The sequence below is a fragment of the Tolypothrix sp. PCC 7712 genome (assembly GCF_025860405.1).
Classification (GTDB): Bacteria; Cyanobacteriota; Cyanobacteriia; order Cyanobacteriales; family Nostocaceae; genus Aulosira; species Aulosira diplosiphon.
This window is the reverse complement of the sequence record NZ_CP063785.1, coordinates 1,536,697-1,562,765: the sequence shown is the minus strand read 5'-3', so window position 1 is coordinate 1,562,765 and position 26,069 is coordinate 1,536,697. Positions and strand designations below refer to the sequence as shown.

21 protein-coding genes and 2 tRNA genes are annotated in these 26,069 nt (G+C 40.5%); 13 read left to right on the top strand and 10 right to left on the bottom strand.

Going from position 1 to position 26,069, the window contains the following annotated elements; translation table 11 throughout:
* The first annotated feature begins 210 nt into the window (after positions 1-210).
* Positions 211-1,686, top strand: coding sequence for a serine/threonine protein kinase (locus HGR01_RS06290; RefSeq protein ID WP_045869287.1), 1,476 nt, complete (start codon positions 211-213; stop codon positions 1,684-1,686).
* Positions 1,687-1,849: 163 nt separating this feature from the next.
* On the opposite strand, the gene HGR01_RS06285 is transcribed toward HGR01_RS06290, so the two are convergent.
* Positions 1,850-2,323, bottom strand: a complete 474-nt coding sequence (locus tag HGR01_RS06285) for a thiol-disulfide oxidoreductase DCC family protein (RefSeq protein WP_045869288.1) — start codon at positions 2,321-2,323, stop codon at positions 1,850-1,852.
* A gap of 206 nt (positions 2,324-2,529) precedes the next feature.
* Here HGR01_RS06285 and HGR01_RS06280 point away from each other — a divergent pair, with 206 nt between their 5' ends.
* Positions 2,530-4,218 carry an NAD(P)H-quinone oxidoreductase subunit 4 gene (locus tag HGR01_RS06280; RefSeq protein ID WP_045869289.1) on the top strand — a complete coding sequence of 563 codons (1,689 nt, stop codon included), beginning with the start codon at positions 2,530-2,532 and terminating at the stop codon, positions 4,216-4,218.
* A gap of 246 nt (positions 4,219-4,464) precedes the next feature.
* On the opposite strand, the gene gatB is transcribed toward HGR01_RS06280, so the two are convergent.
* The 4 genes from gatB to HGR01_RS06260 form a co-directional block, all read right to left on the bottom strand.
* Complete coding sequence (gene gatB / locus HGR01_RS06275) at positions 4,465-5,940, bottom strand: Asp-tRNA(Asn)/Glu-tRNA(Gln) amidotransferase subunit GatB (protein WP_045869290.1); 1,476 nt, start codon at positions 5,938-5,940, stop codon at positions 4,465-4,467.
* Between the two features lie 206 nt (positions 5,941-6,146).
* Positions 6,147-6,734: a TMEM175 family protein gene (locus tag HGR01_RS06270; protein WP_045869291.1), complete on the bottom strand. Its 588-nt coding sequence runs from the start codon at positions 6,732-6,734 to the stop codon at positions 6,147-6,149.
* 264 nt (positions 6,735-6,998) lie between these two features.
* Positions 6,999-7,217: a DUF6364 family protein gene (locus tag HGR01_RS06265; RefSeq protein ID WP_045869292.1), complete on the bottom strand. Its 219-nt coding sequence runs from the start codon at positions 7,215-7,217 to the stop codon at positions 6,999-7,001.
* Positions 7,214-7,507, bottom strand: a complete 294-nt coding sequence (locus tag HGR01_RS06260) for a BrnT family toxin (protein WP_045869293.1) — start codon at positions 7,505-7,507, stop codon at positions 7,214-7,216. Before HGR01_RS06260 ends, HGR01_RS06265 begins: the two co-directional genes overlap by 4 nt.
* Positions 7,508-7,658: 151 nt before the next feature.
* Here HGR01_RS06260 and HGR01_RS06255 point away from each other — a divergent pair, with 151 nt between their 5' ends.
* The 6 genes from HGR01_RS06255 (at position 7,659) to HGR01_RS06230 (ending at position 16,368) form a co-directional block, all read left to right on the top strand.
* Complete coding sequence (locus HGR01_RS06255; RefSeq protein WP_045869294.1) at positions 7,659-8,093, top strand: SufE family protein; 435 nt, start codon at positions 7,659-7,661, stop codon at positions 8,091-8,093.
* A gap of 24 nt (positions 8,094-8,117) precedes the next feature.
* Positions 8,118-9,023 carry an alpha/beta fold hydrolase gene (locus HGR01_RS06250; RefSeq protein WP_045869295.1) on the top strand — a complete coding sequence of 302 codons (906 nt, stop codon included), beginning with the start codon at positions 8,118-8,120 and terminating at the stop codon, positions 9,021-9,023.
* Positions 9,024-10,610: 1,587 nt separating this feature from the next.
* Positions 10,611-11,189, top strand: a complete 579-nt coding sequence (locus HGR01_RS06245; protein WP_096622044.1) for a helix-turn-helix domain-containing protein — start codon at positions 10,611-10,613, stop codon at positions 11,187-11,189.
* A 21-nt stretch (positions 11,190-11,210) separates the two neighbouring features.
* Positions 11,211-13,925: a peptidase domain-containing ABC transporter gene (locus HGR01_RS06240; RefSeq protein ID WP_045869297.1), complete on the top strand. Its 2,715-nt coding sequence runs from the start codon at positions 11,211-11,213 to the stop codon at positions 13,923-13,925.
* Between the two features lie 86 nt (positions 13,926-14,011).
* A complete protein-coding gene (locus HGR01_RS06235) occupies positions 14,012-15,538 on the top strand; it encodes an HlyD family efflux transporter periplasmic adaptor subunit (RefSeq protein ID WP_096622042.1) in 1,527 nt (508 codons plus the stop codon).
* A gap of 44 nt (positions 15,539-15,582) precedes the next feature.
* Complete coding sequence (locus tag HGR01_RS06230; RefSeq protein ID WP_045869299.1) at positions 15,583-16,368, top strand: peptidylprolyl isomerase; 786 nt, start codon at positions 15,583-15,585, stop codon at positions 16,366-16,368.
* Between the two features lie 244 nt (positions 16,369-16,612).
* On the opposite strand, the gene HGR01_RS06225 is transcribed toward HGR01_RS06230, so the two are convergent.
* Entirely contained in the window at positions 16,613-16,828 is a 216-nt protein-coding gene (locus tag HGR01_RS06225) for a hypothetical protein (RefSeq protein ID WP_045869300.1), read from the bottom strand.
* Positions 16,829-17,503: 675 nt separating this feature from the next.
* Between HGR01_RS06225 and HGR01_RS06220 the strand changes: the two genes are divergently transcribed.
* From HGR01_RS06220 to HGR01_RS06210, 3 genes are all read left to right on the top strand, one after another.
* The gene (locus HGR01_RS06220; RefSeq protein ID WP_045869301.1) at positions 17,504-18,475 is read left to right on the top strand and encodes a CobW family GTP-binding protein; all 972 of its coding nucleotides are present in this window, start codon (positions 17,504-17,506) and stop codon (positions 18,473-18,475) included.
* Between the two features lie 158 nt (positions 18,476-18,633).
* Positions 18,634-19,677: a WD40 repeat domain-containing protein gene (locus HGR01_RS06215; protein ID WP_045869302.1), complete on the top strand. Its 1,044-nt coding sequence runs from the start codon at positions 18,634-18,636 to the stop codon at positions 19,675-19,677.
* Between the two features lie 282 nt (positions 19,678-19,959).
* Entirely contained in the window at positions 19,960-20,232 is a 273-nt protein-coding gene (locus HGR01_RS06210) for a hypothetical protein (protein WP_045869303.1), read from the top strand.
* Between the two features lie 754 nt (positions 20,233-20,986).
* On the opposite strand, the gene HGR01_RS06205 is transcribed toward HGR01_RS06210, so the two are convergent.
* From HGR01_RS06205 to HGR01_RS06190, 4 genes are all read right to left on the bottom strand, one after another.
* Positions 20,987-21,058 (bottom strand) — tRNA-Thr (locus HGR01_RS06205).
* A gap of 84 nt (positions 21,059-21,142) precedes the next feature.
* A tRNA-Tyr gene (locus HGR01_RS06200) sits at positions 21,143-21,228 on the bottom strand.
* Between the two features lie 336 nt (positions 21,229-21,564).
* Positions 21,565-23,385: an ABC transporter ATP-binding protein gene (locus HGR01_RS06195; RefSeq protein WP_045869304.1), complete on the bottom strand. Its 1,821-nt coding sequence runs from the start codon at positions 23,383-23,385 to the stop codon at positions 21,565-21,567.
* Between the two features lie 112 nt (positions 23,386-23,497).
* Positions 23,498-24,271 carry a DUF6816 family protein gene (locus HGR01_RS06190; protein ID WP_045869305.1) on the bottom strand — a complete coding sequence of 258 codons (774 nt, stop codon included), beginning with the start codon at positions 24,269-24,271 and terminating at the stop codon, positions 23,498-23,500.
* Between the two features lie 676 nt (positions 24,272-24,947).
* On the opposite strand from HGR01_RS06190, the gene HGR01_RS06185 reads away from it, so the two are divergent.
* Both HGR01_RS06185 and HGR01_RS06180 read left to right on the top strand, forming a co-directional pair.
* Positions 24,948-25,472 carry a GTP-binding protein gene (locus HGR01_RS06185; RefSeq protein ID WP_194007723.1) on the top strand — a complete coding sequence of 175 codons (525 nt, stop codon included), beginning with the start codon at positions 24,948-24,950 and terminating at the stop codon, positions 25,470-25,472.
* A gap of 80 nt (positions 25,473-25,552) precedes the next feature.
* Positions 25,553-26,026 carry a roadblock/LC7 domain-containing protein gene (locus tag HGR01_RS06180; RefSeq protein ID WP_369792171.1) on the top strand — a complete coding sequence of 158 codons (474 nt, stop codon included), beginning with the start codon at positions 25,553-25,555 and terminating at the stop codon, positions 26,024-26,026.
* Positions 26,027-26,069: the final 43 nt, after the last annotated feature.

The window sequence follows — 26,069 nt, the reverse complement described above, 5'->3', positions numbered from 1 at the left end:
ACCCAAGGGTTAGCTCTGGGCTTTATATTTATGACACTGTTATTAGCATTCCGACAACTATCATGTACAACTTTATGTCCTGAATATAGTGAATATCCCGAAACAATTATATTCAGATATACATCAGTGTTAGGGAGAAAATCGTAATAACCTTCTTCATTTAGGAAAAAGTGTATTCTAGTTAACAGTTAACCGCAGTCCAGCTATACCATGATCGGCAGATTACTAGACCAGCGTTACCAAGTGGTCGAATTATTAGGCAAAGGCGGATTTGGTCATACTTATGTAGCCTTAGACACTCGCCGTCCTGGAAACCCCACTTGTATTGTCAAGCATCTCAAACCTATTAGTAGCGATCGCGAATTCTTGCTGACAGCGAGACATTTGTTTAATAGGGAAGCTGAAAGTTTAGAAAATCTCGGTCATCATGACCAAATTCCTCGGCTTTTAGCTTACTTTGAGGAAGACGAAGAATTCTATTTAGTACAGGAATTGATTGCTGGCAATCCATTGTCATCGGAAATGGCAGCTGGTAGGTGGAATGAAGGGCAGGTAATTCAACTGCTACAAGATGTTTTACCGATTTTAGAATTTATCCATAATCAAGGGGTCATTCACCGAGATATCAAACCCGATAACTTAATCCGCCGTACTGCCGATAATAAAATAGTCTTGGTTGATTTTGGCGCAGTGAAGCAAATTAAAAGCTACTCACTGATGACTCCAGAACAGCTAGAAAATGATACAGTTCCAGTGGGTACGCCTGGCTATATGCCGAGTGAACAAGGGCAAGGTAGACCACGCCCTTGTAGTGATATTTATGCATTAGGGATGACTTGTATTCAAGCGCTGACAGGCTTAAATCCCAAGCAGTTTGGCGAAGATGCGACTAGTGGTGAAATATTATGGCAGCATCATGCCCAAGTTAGTGAGCAATTGGCATCTGTGTTAAATAAGATGGTGCGGCATTACTTTAAATTCCGTTACCAAACAGCAACCGAAGCACTGCAAGCAGTTGCGACGATTACCAATGCCAATACACCCGCAGCTGTAGCAGCTGTCGTAGGTCAAGTAATGGGTCACTATTTAAAAGATGGCTATGTGACTGCAACCAAAGTCATGCACTATCTGCAAGAACTGGCTAAACCTAGCTATACTCCCCCAACTAACGGCACAAATAGCGCTACACCACAAGCATTTACCAATGCTTCTACTTTACGTGCTCCAGACGCACAGAATCAACTTTCAACTACTACTTTAAATAATCCCACGCGATCGCCTAGCATTTTGGCGACAGGCTGGGGTTCTGCAGCTCAATCATCTACAAAATTGCGCTGGCTGCTTGGTTCTGGCGCTGCGATCGCATTAGTTGCTATGGGGATTGTATCTGCTAATAACTCCCAAAAAATCGCTGCCAAACCTGCTGAAAATCAAGTGAAGCCAGTTGCAAATGCCAATACTTCCACGAATCAACCTGCTGAACAGAAACAAGGTTGCTTGGTAGTTGTGAGTTCCTCAAACTTACGTTCTTTATCTGGTTCGGGACAGCGCAAAACAGGAAAAGTAGTCAAAGCAGGTACTCAAGTCACAACTACCGGGAGAACAGAAGGCGGCTGGATAGAAATTAGTTCTCCCGAACCTGGCTGGATTTGGAAAAGCCGCACGAGGGATAGTTGTCGGAAGTAGGGATTGGGGACAAATCAATTCAAAATTCAAAATTCAAAATTCAAAATTAAAGAACTCCTGGGGATGAGGGAGATGAGGGGACAAGGGGACAAGGGGACAAGGGGAAATAACAAACACCAAATGACAAATGACAAATGACAAATGACAAATGACAAATGACAAATTACCGACAACGCCCTTCTGTATTACAAGCAATTTTTTGTTGACGTTGGGCGATGATTGTTTTTAAATTGGGTCTTCCTGTGACAGCTAGTCGCCAGTTTGCCCAAATTCCATAGAGAAAATCTGCGATCGCACCAATTATGGGTAACTTAGTGAGGCTATAAACCCAGCCCATACCTAAAATTTCGTAAATGCGGCGAAATACTTCTATATTTTTTACCACTGTGCCATCTGGTAATACTGCATGGATACGACCCATTGCGGTTTCATAGTCAACTCCGCCATGCACTTCGGGATTGTAGTTATCGTCGGCGATATCTACAAAGTTTACTAATCCTCGTCCAGCATCCCGTTTTTGCAGAAAATTCACTTCGCGCATACATAAAGGACATTCACTGTCATACAGCAGTTCGATTTGCCAGGAGGGTGAAGTCACTGCATCATAACTGTAGCTTTGGGTATTGGCTGAGGACATAGATAATTCTTTATTAAGATTTGCATACTTAACATATTTTAAAAAACTTTTCTAGATTTCATGCATTGATTATTTTTTGATGATTTTGACAACTATCAATAGAATGTAGATTTATCTATGCCTAAAGAAGTAAATATTTATTCATATTTGTTAACAAAGCCTAGTAGAATATCTTTATTCACAGATAAGTATTTTTTCTCATTGACATGATAGCGGATCAATTTCCTTGGCTTACCGCGATTGTCCTACTACCACTGGTTGCTTCCCTGCTCATCCCTGTGCTGCCTGATAAAGATGGCAAGCGCGTGCGGTGGTATGCCCTAGGTGTAGGTATCGCAGATTTTGTTTTGATGTGCTACGCCTTTTGGAAGCATTACGATACCAGTAGTGCTAGTTTTCAACTCGTGGAAAGTTATGCCTGGATGCCGCAGTTAGGTCTGAGCTGGGCTGTATCGGTCGATGGGTTATCATTCCCGTTGGTGCTGTTAGCTGGCTTTGTGACAACACTGTCAATGTTTTCCGCTTGGCGAGTCGATCGCAGACCCAAGTTATTTTACTTTCTGATGCTGGTGCTGTATGCAGCACAGATAGGGGTATTTGTTGCTAAAGACTTGCTACTGTTTTTCATCATGTGGGAAGTCGAGTTGATTCCTGTGTATCTACTCGTCTGCATTTGGGGTGGACAGAAGCGTCGTTACGCAGCCACAAAATTCTTACTATATACTGCAGCTGCTTCTATATTTATTCTTGTGGCAGCGCTGGCAATGGCGCTCTACGGTGGCGGTACAATGACTTTTGATATTACCGCCTTGGGGATGAAAGATTACCCCATAGCTCTAGAATTGCTGTTATATGCGGGATTGTTAATTGCTTTTGGTGTCAAGCTGGCTATTTTCCCGATGCACACTTGGTTGCCTGATGCTCACGGTGAAGCATCTGCACCAGTCTCGATGATTTTGGCAGGTGTGCTTTTGAAAATGGGCGGTTATGGCTTAATTCGCTTAAATCTTGAGCTTCTCCCTAATGCCCACGTCTACTTTGCACCTGTAATTGCCGTTCTGGGCGTAGTCAACATTATCTACGGGGCGTTAAACTCCTTTGCTCAGACAAACATGAAGCGTCGCTTGGCGTACTCTTCAATTTCCCACATGGGTTTTGTCCTGCTAGGAATTGCGTCCTTCACCGATTTGGGAATCAATGGTGCGATGTTGCAAATGATTTCCCACGGTTTGATTGCATCGCTGCTGTTCTTCCTAGCAGGGGTAACTTATGACCGTACCCACACAATGGCGATGAACGAAATGGGTGGTATGGGTCAAGCAATGCCCAAAGTATTTGCTTTAATTACTGTCGGCGCGATGGCTTCTCTAGCGCTTCCGGGGATGAGTGGCTTTGCTGGTGAACTGTCGGTGTTCTTGGGTATCACCACCAGCGATGTTTACAGTTCCACGTTCTGCACAGTTACAGTTTTCTTAGCCGCAGTAGGGGTGATTCTCACACCAATTTATCTGCTTTCCATGTTACGCCAAGTATTCTACGGTACTGGTAAAGCACTGACCTGCGACCTATCAGATGCAGGCTTGAAGAATCAAGAAGCAGATGAAGCGGTTTGTTTTGGTACAGATTGCGTTCTACCTACTGAAGCAGTATACAGAGATGCTAATGCTCGCGAAGTATTTATCGCTGCCTGCTTTATCGTACTAATTGTTGGAATCGGCTTCTATCCCAAGGTAGCTATGCAAATGTACGATGTGAAGACTGTAGCAGTGAATACTCAAGTTCGCCAATCTTATACAATCATCTCGCAAGCGAACCCCCAGATTTATGCTAGTGGCTTGTTAACACCAAAAATTGCAGAACCTGAGGTAGCACCTGTTTTAGCAACGATGAAGTAAGCTTTCCCATCTAGATTATCTGTCGAAGCGTAGCGATCGCTCTTTTGTAGGGCGATCGCTTTTATTTGGGGATTGGGGATTGGGGATTAGGGATTGGGGATTGGGGACTAGGGATTTTAGATTTTAGATTTTGCGAAAAGTTGCAAGGAGGGTTTCCCTCCGTAGCAAACTTTTCAAGACAGATTTTAGATTGAAAGCCAATCCAAAATTGAATTACCAATTACCAATTACCCATTACCAATTACCCTAAGAATTTAAGGCTTTCTCAACTAACTCATTAGTCAGCTTCGGATCAGCGCGTTTTTCGGTCTTTTTCAAAACTTGCCCAACAAAGAAGCCTTTGAGGTTAACATTACCATTGCGGTATTTTTCCAGTTCTTTGGGATTGGCGGCGATTACTTCATCAACAATGGGTTGTAAGACAGCCGGATCGCTGATGAGTTCTTGTCCAGCAAAAGCTTTCTCTGGAGGAATACCATTGAGCAAATCTGGTAACTTTTGTTTAGCTTGGGCGTTGCTGATTTTACCTTTTTCAATACGAACAATTAGATCAGCGAGGCTTTGGGGAGTCAAAGCTATTTCGCTGATGCTGAGTTTTTGCTTATTGAGGTAAGCTGCGATATCTTGCGTAATCCAGTTTGCTGCGGCTTTAGCATTTGCACCAGCTGCGATCGCGGCTTCAAAATAGTCAGCTACAGGCCGATCCTCTGTCAAAACTCTGGTATCGTAAGCCGAAAGCCCTAACTCAGTTTCATAACGATGGCGTTTTTGTGCGGGTAGTTCGGGAAGTTCGCCGCGCCAGTTGTTTAATTGTTCGTTAGAAACCTCAATGGGTGCTAAATCTGGTTCCGGGAAATAGCGGTAATCGCTAGAACCTTCTTTAGTCCGCATACTAACTGTACGTTGCGAACCTTCTTCCCACAGCCGCGTTTCTTGGATAATGCGTTCTCCGGCTTCTACAGCCGCAGTTTGGCGTTCAATTTCATATTCAATCGCCCTTTGGATGGCGTTGAATGAGTTCATGTTTTTAATCTCTACTTTTGTGCCAAACTCTTTTTGTCCTATAGGACGCACAGAGATATTGACATCGCAACGTAGAGAACCTTCTTGCATATTGCCATCGCTTACGCCCAGATAGCGTAAAACTCGCCGTAATTCTTGAGCATATTCTGCTGCTTCTTGTCCAGAACGTAAATCAGGTTCTGAAACAATTTCTACCAAAGGTACACCAGCACGATTGTAATCTACCAAAGAATAGGTAGAACCAGAAAGGCGATCGCTACCTGCATGTACTAATTTACCTGCATCTTCTTCCATGTGCAGACGGGTAATCCCAATGCGTTTGCGAGTGGGGTTACCATCAGCATCTACCAATTCAATTTCTAACCAACCATGTTCAGCGATTGGCAAGTCATATTGAGATATTTGGTAATTTTTGGGTAAATCAGGATAAAAATACTGTTTACGGTCAAATTTGCTATATTTGGCGATTTGGCAATTCAAAGCTAAACCCGCTTTGACGGCATATTCTAATACTTTTTGGTTGAGTACAGGTAAAACCCCAGGTAAACCCATACAAATTGGGTCAATGTTAGTATTAGGGTCACCACCGAATGCTGTAGAACTGCTAGAGAAAATCTTGGTGTTGGTACTCAGCTGACAATGGGTTTCTAAACCAATAATCGCTTCGTATTCAGTTTTGACGGTTGTAGCAGAAGTCATAAAATCAAAAATCGGGCATAATCCTTCTTTAGGGTACTATTGTAGCTGTGTTATCAGTTCCCCTGAAGCCGGAAATAGTGTTGATTCCTCAACTAAAACCTTCAAAAAATACGAATGTCATTCTGAGCCTTAGTTATAGATATGAATTAGGGGCTAATCTCTAGCCCCATTGGTTATAGCGATCGCAACAATGGTATTGCGTTATCTTATCGCGCTTTTTCCGAAGTCAAATGTCTTTCAATGCGACGGTCAGGAATCAACCACATCACCGCAACCATAATGTATAGCCCACAAGCTAACCATGAGTTAACAAAGGAAAGTGGAATTCCCACAGCATACAATACTAGTGATATCTTGCCCTTTAAGTCTCGACCGAGTGCAGACGCTAAAGTTGAATCTTTACCGTGATGACCAATCAAACTCAAGGTGAGAATATAGTAAGCGATCGCAGAGAATAAAAGTACCGTACCATAAAGGGCAACTGGTACAGGAGCAAAGTGGTTCTCGCCCATCCAGCCGGTAGCGAAAGGAATTACCGACAACCAGAACAGCAGATGTGCATTAGCCCAAAGAATACGTCCATTCACGTGACGGACTGCTTGCAATAAATGATGATGGTTGTTCCAGTAAATACCGAGAAAAATAAAACTTAGCAAATAGCTAAAAAATACTGGAATGAGCGGACGCAGAGCAGCTACATCAGCACTATGCGGCACCTTCAGTTCTAACACCATGATTGTAATAATAATTGCAATCACGGCATCACTGAATGCTTCTAACCTCCCCTTCCCCATCTGTATATGCTCCTTGTGTACTTAATTTAAAGTTAGGTGGGACACTTTAATTTGTACTTTACCGTGTCTCGGAACTGTTGTGGGAGAGCTTATATGTTTTTTCATTGAAGGGGTTTTGGTATTTCATCGATTTTTTGAGATATTGCTTCACCAAAAATATTAATGCTGCATTTTACACAAAAGCGAAATCTGCCAATACTTGCTTATTGAAAGATGAACACGCAAGTTTTGGCAAATGCTCATGATAAACGCGTAATTTATTTGTTAGACCTTACTTACCCACTCTAAAGACGGCTTGCGCTGAGATTTTACACAATCCTGTAAGTAAAGATTGATGAGACTTTGATAGGAAATGCCTGTTTCTTCAGCTAAGGCTTTAAAATAATCAACCACATCTTCTTCCAGCCGAATTGTCACCTGCTTCTTCAGCTTCTTCAAATATGGATTTTTAACAGATTGGGAGAAATCGTACTCTTCTTTCATAAGAAAAAACTGTAGTATTGCTGACGCTCTTTTTTCGTAGCCTTTCGAGCCGAGATGATGCGGATAACCCCCTCACTGTCCTGATAAATATGACAGACCAATAACAAACGTAGTGAATCACTCACACCTAAAAGTATGTAGCGATCCTCTTCTCTAGAATGCTCAGGATCGTATATTACTCGAGCATTCTCATCATAAAAAGCAGTTTCTGCCTCCTCGAACGATACACCATGCTTTTGCTCATTAGATCTCGCCTTGCGTTCGTCCCACTCGAATCTCAACTGGCTCATAATTACAGTGTAGTTACAATGTATATCATAAGCAACTTGAGTGGTATGGAAAGTACTAGCTTTTCAGTTTTGGCAAATGCTCATGATAAACGCGATCGCTCTCTAGATAATTTACACTCAAGAGAAGACTGATTTATTTGCAGCTGCTTTTATGTCTTCTTCTACAAACTCTTTACCACCTGCTCTTGCTAAAATTGTGCAACGCTTTCAACGCGCTTCTGACCCAAAACGGCGCTATGAACAGCTCATCTGGTATGCTCAAAAGTTGCCAGAGTTCCCAGAAGCTGACAAGGTAGCAGAAAATAAAGTACCTGGTTGCGTTTCTCAGGTTTATGTCACCGCCAGCTTGGAGGAAGGGAAAGTTAAGTATCAAGGAGATTCCGATTCTCAATTAACTAAGGGATTAGTAGCACTATTAATTGAAGGTTTAAATGGCTTATCTCCTACAGAAATTGTGCAACTGACACCAGATTTTATTCAAGACACTGGTTTAAATGTCAGCCTCACACCTTCCCGCGCTAACGGTTTTTATAACATTTTTAAAACAATGCAAAAAAAAGCGCTGGAATGTAAGTTAGAAGAATAAATACTGAGTGTCGAGTAAAAACTCATGTCTACCAATTTATTATCCACCGATGATGCTGTTGGATTTGGTGGAGTAGTTAAAGAATTTCTCTGGAATTGGGAAAACCAATCTTTGCGAGTGGTTTACGAAACCTTGGGACAAGGTGCGCCACTTTTGCTACTCCCGGCTTTCAGCAGCGTATCCACTCGTGAAGAAATGGGTGAACTAGCGAGGTTATTAGCTCCCCATTTTCAAGTTGTCGCTGTAGATTGGCCTGGTTTTGGCGAATCTTCTCGCCCCAGTTTAGATTACCGTCCAGAGTTATATCAGCAATTTTTAGCAGATTTTATTAACGCTGTATTTAACACAGCAATTAATGTGTTGGCTGCTGGTCATGCGGCTAGTTATGTGTTGCAATTAGCTGTCAAACAACCTACGGCTTTTGCCAAAATAGTATTAGTAGCTCCCACTTGGCGTGGCCCTTTACCGACAATGGGGGCAAATCCTCAAATTGCGGGTATGGTGAGAGGATTAGTGCGATCGCCTATTGTGGGGCAATTCCTCTACAAACTCAATACTCTGCCATCTTTTTTAAATTTTATGTACCGTCGCCATGTCTTTGTGGATGCGGCGAGACTGACTCCTCATTTTATGGAAAAGAAATGGCAAACCACTCAAAAACCAGGAGCGCGATTTGCTTCGGCGGCCTTTGTGACTGGTAACATCGATGCAGTGCATGAGCAATCTGAGTTTCTGGGATTAATCCAGTCACTTTCTGCGCCACTGATGATGATAATTTCCGAATCTGGCCCGCCGAAATCAACAGCCGAAATGCAAGCTATGGCGGCGTTACCAGGGATAACTAGTGTTGTGCTTCCGGGTTCTTTAGGTTTACATGAAGAATACCCTGCAGAGGTTCTCGAAGCCGTACTCCCTTTTTTACTTAATTAAACCCAAAATCATATTTACCCGTTTATTCAGCGCTGTTGTCAGAAAAAACCATTTTGAAAAAAGAATGCGACAGATGGTAAGGGCATGGCGTGCAGCGCCCTCTGGAAGATATTGATGCGTCGCAAACATTTTTTGATTTGGTATTACTGATTAAAGAAGCCAGAAGAATTGGGGGATTCTCCCCCAAACCCCCGATTGGGTGACGGTTGCGTCCCCCAAACCCCCTCCAAAATTATTATTCGGTTTTTTTGTTGAGTAATACTAATTTGAAAAAAGAATGCGACAGATGACAGGGGCACCGTGTGCCGCACCCTCTGGAAGATATTGATGCGTCGCAAACATTTTTTGATTTGTTATTACTGATTAAAGAAGCCAGAAGAATTGGGGGATTCTCCCCCAAACCCCCTCCAAAATTATTATTCGGTTTTTTTGTTGAGTAATACTAATTTGAAAAAAGAATGCAACAGATGGTAGGGGCACGGCACGCCGCATACGTGTCAACTTAAGCTAAAAGCTATATAGGGCGGGCGTTGTACAAATACCTCGCGCCCTCATCCCCTAACCCCTTCTCCTGGGGGAGAAGGGGAATTAAATCTCTTGCTCCCCTCTCCCGCCGGGAGAGGGGTTGGGGGTGAGGGCGAAACCTTGCACAAGAGCGGGTTTCACGTTAAGTTGACACCAATAGGCACGCCGTGCCCTCTAGAATATATTGATGTGTCGCAAACATTTTTTGATTTGGTATAAATTTGTAAATTAAGTATGTAACTTATTTTTAAGTAATTTTTTATCTGATTCTTTCCTGATCAATCAGCTTAGTTGTTACCTTAATTCTGCATCAAGCTAACTTTTGTAAGTTACAATTCACAATAACTTGCAGCTAAAATTTCCGAAATTATTGCATATTTGCCTGTACAAAAATTCAGTCTCAATTAATACGTCCAATATTTTAATTAAATTTCTATCTTTAGATAGATGCACAAATATAAGTACCTATTTTCAGGGCTTTGATGTCCATAAATTTGTTCAATTCACAGGAATAATCGTTAAAAATCAGATTTTTCATGCAATTAAGCCTTGACATTCTCTCAGATGAGAGACTACAACAATATAGTGCGTGAATACACAGTGTGATGCTTTGTTGCTACCACAATTAACTGGTTTTCAGATAGCTACTAATTACATAAATCTGTTAACCAAAAAATCATATGGGTTAAGCATCTACAACTACCCAATATGACAGTTAAACATAACTGCTCTGTTATGATTTTTACGTCCTGGCGTTTCTATTTGTTGTTAAACAATGGCATAAATTAACAGAGATAATTATTGACAGCTAATTATTTCTGATACCAGTTTTGTATTAAATTTTACTGAATGATTATCTGCTCCTCTTGGCGTTTTTCTCTGTGAGACGCTGCGCTTACTATTGCAAAGAAGCGAGTTAAAAATCTTGTCTCACAAAGTAACAAATTCATCAATGGGTAAATAAGATAAAAAGTTTGAGCATTCCTCAATAGTTTGTGCCATCTTCAGGACAGCACAACGGTAGATTTATTGGGAAACAATTTAGATTTAATGGTCAATTGTATGTCACGAAATAAGTTTGAAAATATTGAAAATAAGTTTTTTACCCCCGAACAGCATCAGAATTTATTAAAAAATTTACAAGGGAATCTGCAACCAGAATATCGTAAGAGATTAGAGATTATGCTGCTGGCAGATATGGGTAAATCCCAAACAGAAATTTGCCAGATTTTAGGTTGTTCTCAGGAAATGGCACGTTACTGGATTACTATTGCCAAAGCAGGTTTAGCGGAGCAATGGCAACAAAAACTAATCGGTAGACCAAAAACAGTAAACCAACAATATATAGCCAGATTAAAAGAATTGCTCAGTCATAGCCCCCGCAATTATGGTTATGCATTTAGTAGTTGGACATCTCAATGGTTAAGCAAACATTTGGCTACTGAATTTGGTATTGAGATTAGCAATCGTCACATTAATCGCTTACTCAAAGATATGGGTTTAGCTACTCAAAAACAACGCTCATCTAAAAAAGTAGAGTCTCCAGCAATTAAGGTGACTGGTGTAAGAATTAGTGACTTACAATCTCACAGTGATGCTCATATATATCAATCATTCAATCTAGTTCAAATTAATAGATAAATTTGGAATATCAAAGCAAGAATGAAAACAAATTTTTCCCAAGAACAATTAAGTCAATTACTGAATCAAACCTTAGGTGAAAACCTTACAGACAGAGAATTGCAGACTTGCTGGGCAAAAATTGAAATTGTGGAACCAGCCGTAGCAAAACTATTTTGGCAATCAAAAGATGCTCAAGCGGGAATTTATGTAGTGCTGACGGGTAAAGTCAGATTACTAGATAGTGATGGTAACTTAATTTCTACTCTTGCAGTTGGGTCATCATTTGGTGAAATCACCTTGTTTCCTCAAGAAAACTTGAGCTTTTATGCGGCGAGGGCTTCAACAAATTTAAAACTCTGTTATCTCAGCATCGATATATTGCAGACTTTGATGACTAAATATCCTAAAATCTGCGATCGCCTTTTGGTACGTGCAAAGCAATTAGCAGAGTTGACTAATTCTCAAGAAGCTCAAAATCATCGCCAATCTACAATTCCCAATGTTATCCCCTTTCCCGCAAACATTACCCCCAAGAAGCCCCAACCACGGGCTTATTTCCCCACTCCTCAAGTCAAAGCCAAACATTTATGGGCAAAATTAACTCAACGCTATCCCTTCTTTGAACAACAAAGTGCTACCGATTGCGGTGTAGCTTGTTTAGTTATGCTAGGGCGCTATTGGGGTAAACGCTTTAGTATCAATAGATTGCGAGAGTTAGCTAACGTCAACCGCGTCGGGGTTTCACTGCGAGGTTTAGCCACAGCAGCTGAAAGTATTGGTTTTGCTAGCCGTCCAGTTAAAGCTAGCCTAGACAAATTAGCTCAACAACCACTACCTGCGATCGCTCATTGGGAGGGTAATCATTATATTGTCGTTTATGAGGTTACCAAAAAACAGGTAATTGTGGGCGATCCGGCGATCGGTCAACGTACCCTTACCCATACTCAATTTCAATCTGGGTGGACTGGTTATGCTTTATTATTACAACCTACCGCCCTCTTCAAAGAAAGCGAAGAAGCCAATACACCATTTTGGCAGTTATTTGAGTTAGTTAAACCTCATTGGTTAGTCTTACTAGAAGTTTTTATTGCTTCTGTATTTATCCAGTTATTTGGATTAATTACGCCTCTATTCACTCAATTACTTTTGGATAGAGTAATTGTTCAAGGTAGCACTCTCACCTTAACTGCTGTAGGTTGTGGCTTAGTAATTTTTGGATTATTTCGTGTCGCCCTCAATGGACTCAGACAATACTTGCTAGATCACACAGCTAACCGCATCGGTGTAGCGTTAATGGTAGGTTTTATCAAACATACATTCCGCTTACCTTTAGCATTTTTTGAGTCGCGCTACGTCGGTGATATTATTTCTCGTGTGCAAGAAAATCAGAAAATCCAGCGTTTTCTTACAGGTGAAGCCCTGTCAATTGTTTTAGATTTATTGACAGTATTTATCTATGTGGGATTAATGTTTTGGTATAGCTGGCAAATGGCATTGTTAGCACTAGCAATTGTGCCGCCATTTTTAATTTTGGCAATAGTTGCTACACCCTTCTTTCGGCGGATTAGTCGAGAAGTTTTTCAGGCTTTAGCTAAGGAGAATAGTTATTTAATTCAATCTCTCACTGGTATTCGTTCTATTCGCTCAATGGCAATTGAACAAACTGTGCGCTGGCGTTGGGAAGAATTACTGAATAATTTGACTAAAAAAATGTTTGGTGGTCAAGTAATTGGTAACCGAATGCAAGTTTTTAGTTCGACCATTGAAACTTTAGCCACTACAGGATTACTTTGGTTTGGTGCTTGGCTAGTAATTCAAAATCAACTGACAATTGGGCAATTAGTTGCTTTCAATATGTTGTTAGGTAACGTCATTAATCCCTTTCAACGTCTCACCGTTCTCTGGAATGAATTACAAGAAGTAATTATTTCCACGGAACGAATTAATGATGTACTTGCAGCCGAACCAGAAGAAGATTTACACCATCAACCACGTCAAGTTTTATCAGCAATTCGCGGTCATCTTCGCTTTGAGAATATGAGCTTCCGCTATCATCCTGATAGTGATATTAATGTCCTGGAAAACCTAAATTTTGAAATTCAGCCAGAACAAACAGTAGCCTTGGTAGGACGTAGTGGTTCCGGAAAAACCACCCTAGCTAAACTGATTTTAGGTTTATATCCGCCCACAGACGGCAAAATTCTCATTGATGGTCATGATGTTAATAGTTTAGCGTTGCGATCGCTACGTTCTCAAATTGGTGTTGTCGATCAAGATACGTTTTTATTTGGCGGTACAATTCGCGAAAATATTAGTATCGCTGTTCCAGAAGCTTCTTTAGCAGAAATTATTTCAGCAGCGCGTTTAGCTGGTGCAGATGAATTTATTCAACAATTACCAATGGGTTACGAAACCCAAATCGGTGAAGGTGGTGGAATGCTATCTGGTGGACAACGTCAACGTCTAGCAATTGCACGTGCTTTATTAGGTAATCCGCGCTTATTAATTTTTGACGAAGCTACCAGTCATTTAGATGCAGAATCAGAACGCATTATTCAGAACAATTTAAATACAATCTTGCGCGGGCGTACCAGCTTAATTATTGCCCACCGTCTCTCTACAATCCGCAATGCTGATGTGATTTTGGTGTTGGATCGCGGCTTATTAATAGAAAGCGGTACTCATGAGGAATTAATCGCCAAGAAAGGTCATTATTACTACCTCAATCAACAACAACTCGCCCAAGCAGTTTGATTGCTAAGTTAGACTTTTTGGTGCATATATTCAAGTTAAATAGCAGTTTATTGTTTCAGTAAATCTGAGAAACTCATTATTCTACTATGCCTAATCCTGCTAATAATTCATCATCGATATTAACTGAGCAAGCAAGTAATAAATCAACAAGTATTGAAGACAATCAAGCTAAAGCAGATCATGCTCATGATTGGCATTATGGTACAGAAGAACTACTAGATGCCTTACCCAGACGTTGGACAAGATCCTTATTATATTTACTGGTGGGTTTTAGTGCGATCGCCTTACCTTGGGCAATGCTTTCACAAGTTGATGAGACAGGAAGTGCGAGAGGACGTATTGAACCATTAGGTGAAACTCTCAGATTAGACTCTCAAGCTGCTGGTAATATTATTGCTGTCAAGGTGAAAGAAGGCGAAACTGTAAAAGCAGGCCAGTTACTTGTAGAACTAGATTCTAATGTCCTCAAAACTGATTTACAACAGGGACAAGCAAAGTTAGAGGGATTACAAAATCGATTAGCACAAGTAGAACTCCTCAAAAACCAATTACGATTAGCAATTGGTGTTCAAGAACAACAAAACCAATCTCAAGAATTAGAAAAACTTGCCCAAGTCAATCAAGCACAGCAAAATTTAGATGCGAGACAGAGTACTTATAATCTACAAAAACTGGAGAAACTAGCATTAGTTAGTCAAGCTGAACAAAACCAAATTTCCACTCAGACTGCTTATAAGTTATCTACAAGTCGTTGGCAAAGAGATTTATTAGAAATTCAACGTTACCGACCCCTAGGAAACCAGGGTGCAGTGCCTCAAATTAAAGTTGTAGAACTGGAAAAAATTGCTGATGAAAGTGAAAGACTGTTTGAACAAAGTGAATCAGATGTTAAACAAGCAAAATTACGCTTCCAAGAAGAACAAAACCGCTACCAGGGAATAATGCGTCAAGCTCAGGCAGATATTCAGCAAGCCAAATTGCGACTACAAGAACAACAAAATAGTTATAAAACTGTAGTCCATGCTGGTAAATTGGCTTTGTTAAAAAATCAGGAACAACTGAAAGATATGCAAACCCAAATTACTAGTCTGAAATCAGAAATCGCCCAAACCAGAAGCCAAATTACTTCCATCAAAATCCAAATGGCACAAAGATTGGTTAAATCACCTCTTAATGGTGTAATTTTTAATATGCCAATTAAAAAACCAGGGGTATTTGTCCAAACTGGTGAAACCATTGCCCGAATTTCTCCACAGGGCATTCCATTTGTGATGAAAGCTAATATACCTAGTCAAGAAAGTGGTTTTTTGAAAGTAGGAATGCCAGTCAAAGTTAAGTTTGATGCCTATCCATTCCAAGATTATGGAGTAGTAACAGGTAAAGTCATTCGACTTTCACCAGATTCCAAATTAATGGAAACTCCCCAAGGTAAAATAGAAGTTTTTGAAATGGAAATTGCCCTAAATCAATCTTATATCCAAGTTGGTAATAAACCTATACCATTAACCCCTGGACAAACAGCAACAGCCGAAGTAATTGTCCGTCAGCGTCGCCTCATAGATTTTATCTTAGATCCGTTTAAACAATTACAAAAAGGTGGTTTAAACCTGTAATTAATGGCTGATTAAATTAATTAAAAATATCGGAGGAATAGCAAATGTCAAAAATTTTGAATGTATCTCAAAAAGAAATCATTGATCAAGTAAAAATTTCCTGCCAAGTACCTAATTTATTGGAAGCGATCGCCACTCACAAAATTATCTCTAACGCAGCCAGAGAAGCAGGTATTAAAGTAGAAGTAGAAGAACTACAACAGGCGGCTGATGCTTTGCGCGCAGCCAACCGACTCATCAAAGCCGAAGATACTTGGAATTGGCTACAAAAACATTATCTTTCTCTAGAAGATTTTGAACAACTAGCAGAAAGAAACTTGATATCCGTTAAATTAGCGCATCATTTATTTGCCGATAAAGTTGAGCCATACTTTTATGAAAATCAACTAAATTATTTAGCTGCTGTTACCTATGAAGTTGTCTTGGATGATGAAGATTTAGCTTGGGAATTATTTTATGCAGTTAGCGAAGGTGAAATCACCTTCCAAGATGTCACTCGTCAACATATCCAAAGTCCCGAAATCCGTCGCGCTGGAGGCTATAGGGGAATTAAACATCGCCACGAATTTAAACCAGATATTGCATCTGCAGTGTTTATTGCTAATCCTCCAGAGTTACTCAAACCCATTGCGATCGCCCAAAAAGTTCATCTAATTTGGGTAGAAGAAATCATTCAACCAAAATTAGACGAGCAGTTATGCTTAAAGATTATGGGTGATTTATTCACAGATTGGCTAAAACAACAAATTGCTCAATTAGAGATTATTCCTCATTTTGAATCAGATACTTACTCTCAACCAGTTCAGGAATTGCTCAGGATAGCTTCATAATATTTAGATTATACATATAGCTTAGAACCCCGAATTATTTAAGAATTCGGGGTTATAGGCATAATATTATGGCGCTTATAATGCATAATTTTTTCAGCAATTGCTTGAAGCACAGAACGCATTTTTATACAGAATGGTGCGTTAATCTTAAGATTAACGCACCTTACTGACAAGTTATTTACTAATTCAATTTTCTATGGACAAATTATTATTAGTCCTAGAAAGTAATCTCCAATATTAGCTATTAACCAAGGTTGAGAAACTGGGACACTATCTCAGCTTTTAAACCTATTTTGTATGCCTTTAATAAGATGAAAGCTAAGGTTGTTACAAATTTACCGAATCCAGCGTTAAATGTATCCAAGCTACCACCGTTAACAAATGCAGCTTCAGTTTCAGCTACTTCATTGATGAAAGAATTGGAGTCGATAGCCAAGTCAGAAATTGTAATTCTAGACATGATTGTTTTACCTGGTATAAGTGAGTTGTTTGGGAATTAAGCTTTTGTTTGCTTAACTCTTGAATCTATTTTCAACGATATCAACTGAGTATTCAATAGTTAAAAATAGGAGATAAGACATAACTAAAGGATTTTTGTCTTTTAATTAATCAGATAAAAAAATATCAATGATTTAAAAATTTTCTTGATGGATAATGCATTATGGTTTTATAGAGAAAAATTCCTGGAGACATAATTCCAGCAGTTTTGTCTTTTTCACTTCCTTTTACTGCCAAATCAATCATCTTTTAAGAGTATGTTTGATTAGAAAGAGGAAATTCTCACAAAAATGCTACAATTGCAAATTTGATAATATAAATAACAACAGCCAACTGCTGATGGCTGGCAGTTGCGTTATTGCAAGAGTAGTAGTTCAACACACAAATATTGACAAGTGTAGATTGAGGAAAGGGGAAGGATTTTAAACCTTTACCCTTTTCCCCTTACCCTTTCCCCCGCCTGTCAAAACAACTTTGGCAGACTAGATAAGATTCCTGAGCATAACGCCTAACCTAACCCCAAGGAACTCCTTGGTTAAAATAATCTTCAGCCCACGCTGCTGACGCTAGTGTAGCTAAACTTTAACAAGCGCTATCATAGGCAGATAATGATTATCACTACAATTACTTTGAGATTATGATCTCTGCTGAAACATCTAATTCTGTACCTGTAACTGTTTTAACTGGCTATCTCGGTGCAGGTAAAACAACCTTACTAAATCACATCCTCACCTACGAACACGGTAAAAAAGTCGCCGTTATCGTCAATGAATTTGGGGAAGTCGGCATTGATAATCAATTGGTTATTGATGCCGATGAAGAAATTTTTGAAATGAATAACGGCTGTATTTGTTGTACAGTTCGAGGTGACTTAATTCGCATCATTGGTAACTTAATGAAGCGGCGCGATAAGTTTGACCATTTAGTAATTGAAACTACAGGTTTAGCTGACCCAGCACCAGTAATTCAAACCTTCTTTGTCGATGAAGATATGCAAAGCCAACTGGCTTTAGATGCAGTCGTGACAGTTGTTGATGCCAAACATATCTGGCAGCATTGGGAAGCCGACGAAGCCCAAGAACAGATTGCTTTTGCAGACGTAATTTTATTAAATAAAACGGATTTAGTCACACCCGATGTTCTCGAAGAACTAGAAAGACGGATTCGGGGTATGAATGCATTAGCAAAAATCTACCGTACCCGCAATTCAGAATTATCAATGGATGCCTTATTGGGTGTCAACGCCTTTGATTTAAATCGCGCTTTAGAAATAGATCCTAACTTTTTAGGTGAAGATGCCCACGTACATGATGAAACAGTTTATTCTGTAGCTTTGGTAGAACAAGGCGCAATCGATGGACAAAAATTAAACAATTGGATGAGCGAGTTACTACGTACCCAAGGCCCCGATATTTTCCGCATGAAAGGCATTTTAAATATTGCCGGAGAAGAAAATCGCTTTGTCTTCCAAGGTGTGCATATGATCTTTGATGGCAGACCCGATCGCCCTTGGAAGCCCAATGAAACCCCCAAAAACGAACTAGTTTTCATCGGTCGCAACCTTGACGAAGCCAAACTCAAACAAGATTTCTTAGCCTGTTTAGTTTGAAAATATAAGCATAGGGCATGGGGCATAGGGCATAGGGCATTGTGTAATAGGTAATTGGTAATTTTCCTTTCCCCCTTTCCCTTTCCCCCTTTCCCTTTCCCCAATCCCCATTACCCCTTATCCCCAGAGGGGGCCCCGAGTTCCCCAATACCTAACCTATGAACCCCACAACCACCAAAACCCAGGAATTTGAAGAATACTCTTCGGGACTACTTGCAGATTATGTCACTGCGATCGCTTGGTCGCCTGATGGTAAAAACTTAGCGGCAACTTCTGCGGCTGGGGAGGTGATAATGTGGAATGATGCTGATTTAATTACCTTGCAAGCTGCGAATGGTAAATCAGCAGACTGCATCGCCTTTTCCCCAGATGGCAATTTCTTAGCTATTGGCGGACAGGATGGACAGGTAAAAATTTGGCAAGATAACGAATTAATTACCACCTTAGAAAATGCCCCTGCATGGGTTGATAAACTGGCTTGGAACCACACTAGTAACCAACTAGCGTTTAGTTTGGGGCGTTATGTGCAAGTTTGGGATGCAGAGACTAATGATATTGTCGTTACCCTAAATTTCGATAACTCTTCAGTCTTGGGGATTGACTGGCGCAAGGATGGGCAATACTTAGCCATTAGCGGTTATCAGGGAGTCAAAATTTGGCAAACTCAAGACTGGGATGATGAACCATACATCTTATCCATGCCTACTGTGAGTGTAGCTATGGCATGGTCACCCGATAGCAAATTCCTAGCTTCTGGCAACATGGATCGCAGCGTCACCGTTTTGGAGTGGGGTAACCCTGACCCTTGGGTAATGCGCGGCTTTCCTGGTAAAATTCGCCAATTAGCATGGTCAGAAGCTACCACTCAATTAGGCGCGCCAATTTTAGCCTCCTCCAGCGTCGAAGGTATTGTAGTTTGGGAAAAGTTAGAAGATGATTCCCTTGGTTGGGAAGCACGAGTTTTAACTAATCATGTAGAAGTAATATGTGCGATCGCATTTGCACCAAACAGCTTCCTTTTGGCTTCCGCCGCCGCTGATGGCTGGCTATGTCTATGGGATAACGCCCAAGAAGTTAGTCAAATTCTTACAGGTGTATCAGCAGGATTTTCTTGCCTAGCTTGGCATCCCCAAGGTAATTATCTGGCAGCAGGCGGCGAACAAGGAGAATTGCTGATTTGGTCAAAAGTATTGCCTGATTAACCATTTAGGTATAAATTAAGTAATACAAAACAATAAAATACTTAAGTGTTTGTCTTAGCCTAGATATGCTAATCTCATGTATCGATAAGAATCTATCTTATCAAAGGTTTATTTCATAATTGGATTACTATCAAGCCTGTCTAAACAGGTTTAATTTGTATAACCAAAGACTTTAGCTTTGATGCTGAAATCTAGGCAACAATTGAGAAATTTACCAGTCATTGATTGTAGTAATCTCGGTTTAACTATTCTCTATCAAAAGTAGTCTGTATTTGCGAATTTATGAACTTAATCAAATTGATGTTGCTTGCCTTTCCTGTTTTTCTAGCCTCTATTCTGTGGGTAGCTAATCCAGCACAAGCTTCCAGCCTACAATCTGCATCTACTACACAAGTCACCTTAGTAGTATCTGCACAACCAAGTTCTGAATTAGTAGCGCCCAAAATGGCTGCAGCATCTCATTCAATTCTCGAGCAAGCTGGTTGCAACTGTGCTAGTTGCACTCAATCTAAATTTGATTTATTACAAGGCCAGCTACCTTCTGTCGGTATTTAATAACATTAGTTTGAAATAGGATTCATATTTGATTTTTGAAGCACGTAGGATGCGTTACGCTATCGCTAACGCATCTGTGCTAAAGCCATAGGATTCATATTTGATTTTTGGAATTCCGTAGGGAAGCCAGTTGCTTGGGCGGTGAGTGCAGCCACACGTGCAGTAAAGCATCTGAAGGATTCATCCGAAAGAGTTTCCCAGCTTGAGGCGGTTTGAAAGTTCTTATTTACCAGCCCCTTCTCCTGCGGAGAGGCTACGCCAACGGGGCGGGAACAGGCAAGAGGGAACAGAAGAAAAAAGTAGCCCGGATCTTGGTTTTAAGCCGAGTGGAATTGTGGGCGAAATAATCCTTGTATCGCGCTTGTTGGTTGAAACCCCAACGCCAGTTCTCTCAAGTCGAGCCAGCCGCTTGCGGGGGTTCCCCCCGTTGTGCGGACTGGCGTGGGAAACCCGCCCACGAGACTGGCTCCCCCTTGTGGGTGGCTTAGTTTTAAGAGTTGCCCGTTGCCTATTCCCTGTTCCCTATTCCCTGTTCCCTTTCATAAATTAAAAGGTGGGTTAAAAGAGGTCACGAGTCCAATCTTTTGACTTGAGAAATTAGTAAATAAACTCAGCAATAATGACATTTAATGTGTTAAGAGCAGCCTTTATTTGGTCAGTGAACAAGTCATTCTCAGTAATAGAAATTTGTCAACACGGACAAATAGTGCAGTAATTGACAACAGGAGACAAAGTTAGATAGATTGGAATAAAAAGCCCGTGACGAGGATTGAACTCGTGACCTCACCCTTACCAAGGGTGTGCTCTACCACTGAGCCACACGGGCAAACTTAACTTTGATTTTGAGTTAAGAGCTATAATCTTGTGAGCTTTACCAATCTCTCAGAGATTATAACTCCTACCTGTGAAGTGGTGGGCCGGGCTGGATTTGAACCAGCGTAGGCGTAAACCAACGGATTTACAGTCCGTCTCCATTAACCACTCGGACACCGACCCATTTGTCTCACGATTTATAATAGTAGCGCCAATTTTTATAAATGGCAAGGGGTTAGGGAATAATAAATAAAAAATATTTCCTCGCCTTGACAGCAGGGGATCTGGGTAGAGATGGGATTGATCGCGTCTCTACTAGTTCAACACACAAATATTGACAGGTGTCGGGAAGGGTTTAAAGCCTTTACCCTTTTCCCCTTCACCTTTCCCCCGCCTGTCAAAAAGACTTTGGCAGACTACTACGAGTAGGTGGAGAAACAGTCATATCGAGCCAGGAATGGGTATTGATTTTTGGGAATCCCTGAAAAAATAGCGGTGGTGGCTACCACCGCCTTTAAACTAACTCAGGAGTTCGCCTGTTTCTTGCAAGGAATGCAAGCGGCGATAAATACCTTCTTGGCGCAACAGTTCTTCGTGGCTACCCACTTCTACAATTCTTCCCGCATCGAGAACGACAATTTTATCGGCTTCTCGCACTGTACTTAGGCGGTGAGCAATGATAATTGTGGTGCGAGTACCTTGAATTGATCGCATCGCCAACTGAATGGAACGCTCAGACTCGTAATCTAGGCTGGAGGTTGCTTCGTCAAAAACCAGCACGTCTGGTTCTACTAGCAAGGCTCTGGCAATTCCTAAGCGCTGTCTTTGTCCACCAGATAATCTCACACCACGTTCCCCAACTACGGTGTAATAACCTTGGGGTAGGTGTTGTACGACTTCATCAACTCTGGCAATCCTACAGGCTTCCTTAACCTCCTCCAAAGTGGCATTTGGTCTACCATAGGTGAGATTATCTAACACAGTGCCGTTGAAGATATCTACTTCTTGATGAACGATCGCTAGTCTGCGTCTGTAATTACCTACATCTAATGTGCGAATATCTTGACCATCAATCAGAATTTGGCCTTGTTGCGGGTCAAAATAGCGTAACAACAGCTTGACTAAGGTCGATTTACCAGAACCAGAACGACCAACTAAGGCTATTGTTTGGTATGGCTCAATTAATAAGTTGATATCTTGTAGAACTAGACGGTTGGCACTATAGCCAAAAGTGACATGGGATAATTCGATTTTGCCGGTAAATTGATAAGGCAATTCTCTTTCGCTAGTTTCAGCTAACAAACTCTTTGCTTCAGCACCAACTGGCTCGCGCAAAAATTCGTGAAACCGGATCATCGAAGAATAGCGCCGCGCAAACACTTCTGCGAGGTTGCTAATCGGTTCTAATTCAGCATAAGCCATGCTGGAAAGAGTTAAAGTCATCACAAAATGACCAAGAGAAATCTTTCCGCCTACTGTGGCTGCTAAAGTTAAACCCAAAATGGTAAATACGCAAAACTGAATTACAGTTTTTTGCCAAGTTAGCAGATTTACGTAACCTTTGTGGATGCGATAATCTACTACTTTCAGTTCCCTAGTTAAGCGTTGCTGTTGTCGCTTGAGTTCTTCTGCTTCCGTGGCAAATGCTTTCACCGTTTTAATATTGGTGATGAGTTCAGAAGTGCGACTTTCGGTATTTTCCATGTACTTATCTAGGCGGCTTTCATACCCAATTATTCTTTGTAAATCTTTCAAACTGAACCACAGAATAATTACAAAAGAAATTAGATATAAAGTCGCAATCCGCCAATCAATTAACATGATAAATACAAAGATTCCCAGCACTCGCAGCAGTTTAGGAATTAACTGACCGGCAATTTCGGGATATGTCCAAGTGTGATTCGTAAGACCTCTAGCTACTCTACCGGCAATACGTCCAGGGTTATTTTCATCATAAAATTCTAGTGGGAGAGTGAGAATTTTAGCAATTGCTGTTTGAGTTTGTTCTCGACGCGCTCTTAATGCTATATCCCAATGAAACCAACTAGTTAACCAAGGCTGGGTAGGCGCTCTCACAACAGTTACAACAAAAATTATCCCCAGCAATACACCTAAAGATAGATTGTTATTAACTGGGTAATTAATTAGGTTGGAAAAATTGGCGATCGCATCTGCCAGTGGTTTATCTAATGGTTGACTAGATAAGATGTTTAAAATTTGTCCAATGGCATAAGGTACAACCAAATCAATAATTTCGTAAATGCTGGATGCTGTAATACTGAATATACTCAGCCCCCAGTAGGGACGAAAGTAATGCAGAATATCTCTAAATTTGGTCATGATGCACTCTTTCCAAGGGCGTAAGCTTGAGCTTGGAATCTTTATACTACATTTATGTTACAATGTAGTCAAGAGCAACAACATGAAATCATTCTTAGGGAGGATTTAGTTATTAAATGGGAGAAAACTCTAGGCGATAACGGTAAAGAGCAACTGGCTTTGAGCCTGCGGTAAAGTAATCTGGATCTTGAGGTGATAGGTAAACAGCAGTTACTTGATCGGCTTCGATTGCTGGATTAGATGGAGAAAGTTTGTGATAGGAAGTTGTAGATTCTACAGAATTGAAATAAGGACGAGAACCACCTTTAAACAGTTGTTGAAAAACTTCTGTAGTGATGAATTTACCATCAGATGTAGTTTCTGTCGCCCTTGCTGTGACGATGGAAACTAGTTGCCGTTCTCCACGTAATAAAGTAATCTGACGATTCGGTGAATCTGGATCTACTTTTACTGAGAGTACTGCTGCATCACCTAAATAAGCTCGTGCCAAATTCAAACTATTAAATGCTCTATCGGCTATAAAAGTGGTTGATTTACTATCATCTATCTGCGGAAGTATTTTTAAGTGAGCAACAGGTAAATTTTCTCTAATAAATCTTACCAGAAAACTCACAGGCTGATTGAGTTGTTGACGATTAGCTTCAAATCCGGGTGTAACAATATCTGGTGCTAAAGGTGCTACTAAATTCACCAATGTACTTGTAACTTGCCAAGAACCTCCCATCCACTCAGGATAAGCTAAATCCCCCACGGCTGGTTGCACAGAAGTTAATTTTTCCCACTGGGGAAAATTTGCTAGTCTTTGAGATAATTCCCCCGCAACAGCGTTTCCACTCCAGCTAAAGCAGAAACAAGCAACCAAGCACAAACTCCAAATCGCCTTCATGAGCAGTAATTAATTGTAAATCCAAACAAAATTTCTCTACAGAATAATTGTGTGGTATTTTGCTCGCTTCCAGGGCAGCTAATTCAAAAACTCACTAATTTGTAATTGGAGTTACATTGCTTAACAGCATATATTTGATGAAACTAAAATATAAATTTACATTTCTTGATTTTTTTACATATCTGAATACTGAAACAATTAGACGCGTCATCAAGCGACAACACTTGCTTAAGCTACATAAAAAGAGATAAAAGCAGCTAAATACTGGTAATTACTGTTTATTCTTGTAAAGTAACTAAATACTGCAGAATATAAAGAATTAATGATGAGTATATTCATTTATATATAGCCAAAATAAGAAAATTTAATAGTTTAATGTTTGAAAATGAAAATAATACTAGTGTAAAATCCGTTATTATACGGATATCAAAAATTTAGGGTGCAAATATCTGGTGCAATTGCTTTGTAAATTGCATCACTGAGGATAAATATTTACTGACATAATTCTCAAAGTAGAAGAAAACTACTGATGTACTCGCAGAGTCTATTTGCATTCCTAAAATTCATTGTGGGTAATGCCTGTTGCCTTACCTTCATAGAAAACAGATTTGCAATTATCTCAACTGTCCCAACGTTTCCTAGTAGCTAGGAAAGTAATATCCTTGCGGAGGTTTAAATGGAAATCCTACGCATTGCGATCGCAGGGAGCGTAGGTGCAGGGAAAACGAGCTTGATTCGCACTATTAGTGAAATTGAGGCCGTTGATACCGATAAAAACAGCACAGATGAATTAGCGCTACTGAAGACTAAAACTACGGTAGCGTTGGATTTTGGGCTGCTCACACTAGTACCAAATCAAGTAATTCACCTTTATGGCACACCAGGACAACCCAGATTTGATTTTATGTGGGACATCCTGATTCGTCAGGTTCAAGCTTGCATCCTGCTTGTGGATGCTCATCGCCCAGAACATTTCCATTATGGGACTCAGATTCTCGATTTCGTTAACCAAAGGGTGCAGATTCCAATACTGATAGGGTTAACTCATACTGATTGTCCCCGAACTGTGGAACCGGAAAAAATAGCGATCGCTTTAGGATTGCAAAATTTAAATCACCAACCACCTTTAACTGTGGTGAATCCTACTCAAAAAGCTTCAATTATAGAGGCTTTAAATCTCATCATCCCCCAAATAATTTAAACATCCATTTTGTAGTAAGCAGATGAGCATTGATGCATTTGGGAAATATTCTCAGGCTCCTCCCAAGAACGTTTATCAAAATGTTTTTGATTGCAGATACAACTGCCAACTTGCCAATAGATTCACAAAACAATTCATTGGCAATTAATCAACCAGCTTTAGCAATAATTACTGAGGAAGAAAGCATGATTAATATTTCAATGTTACAAGAAGTTCTCCAAAACTTTGTCAGTGGAACATCTAACATTCAAGGTGCAGCTTTAGTTAGCCCTGATGGTTTAGCTTTAGCTTCTGTACTACCAGCAGAAATGGATGAAGACCGTACTGCTGCTATGTCAGCAGCAATGCTTTCTTTAGGTGAACGTATTGGTAGCGAATTAGTGCGCGGCACTATTGACCGGATTGTTGTGGAAGGGGAAAAAGGCTTTGGTATTGTAGTTAGCTGTGGCCCTGATGCAGTTTTATTGGTATTAGCCAATGCTGCCGTCAAACAAGGCTTGTTATTTCTAGAAATCAAACGTGCTGTTGCTCAAATTGCACCTTTAATTAGTTAATTACCAGCAAAATATAGCTAACATTCTGGTTTTCGGATGTTAT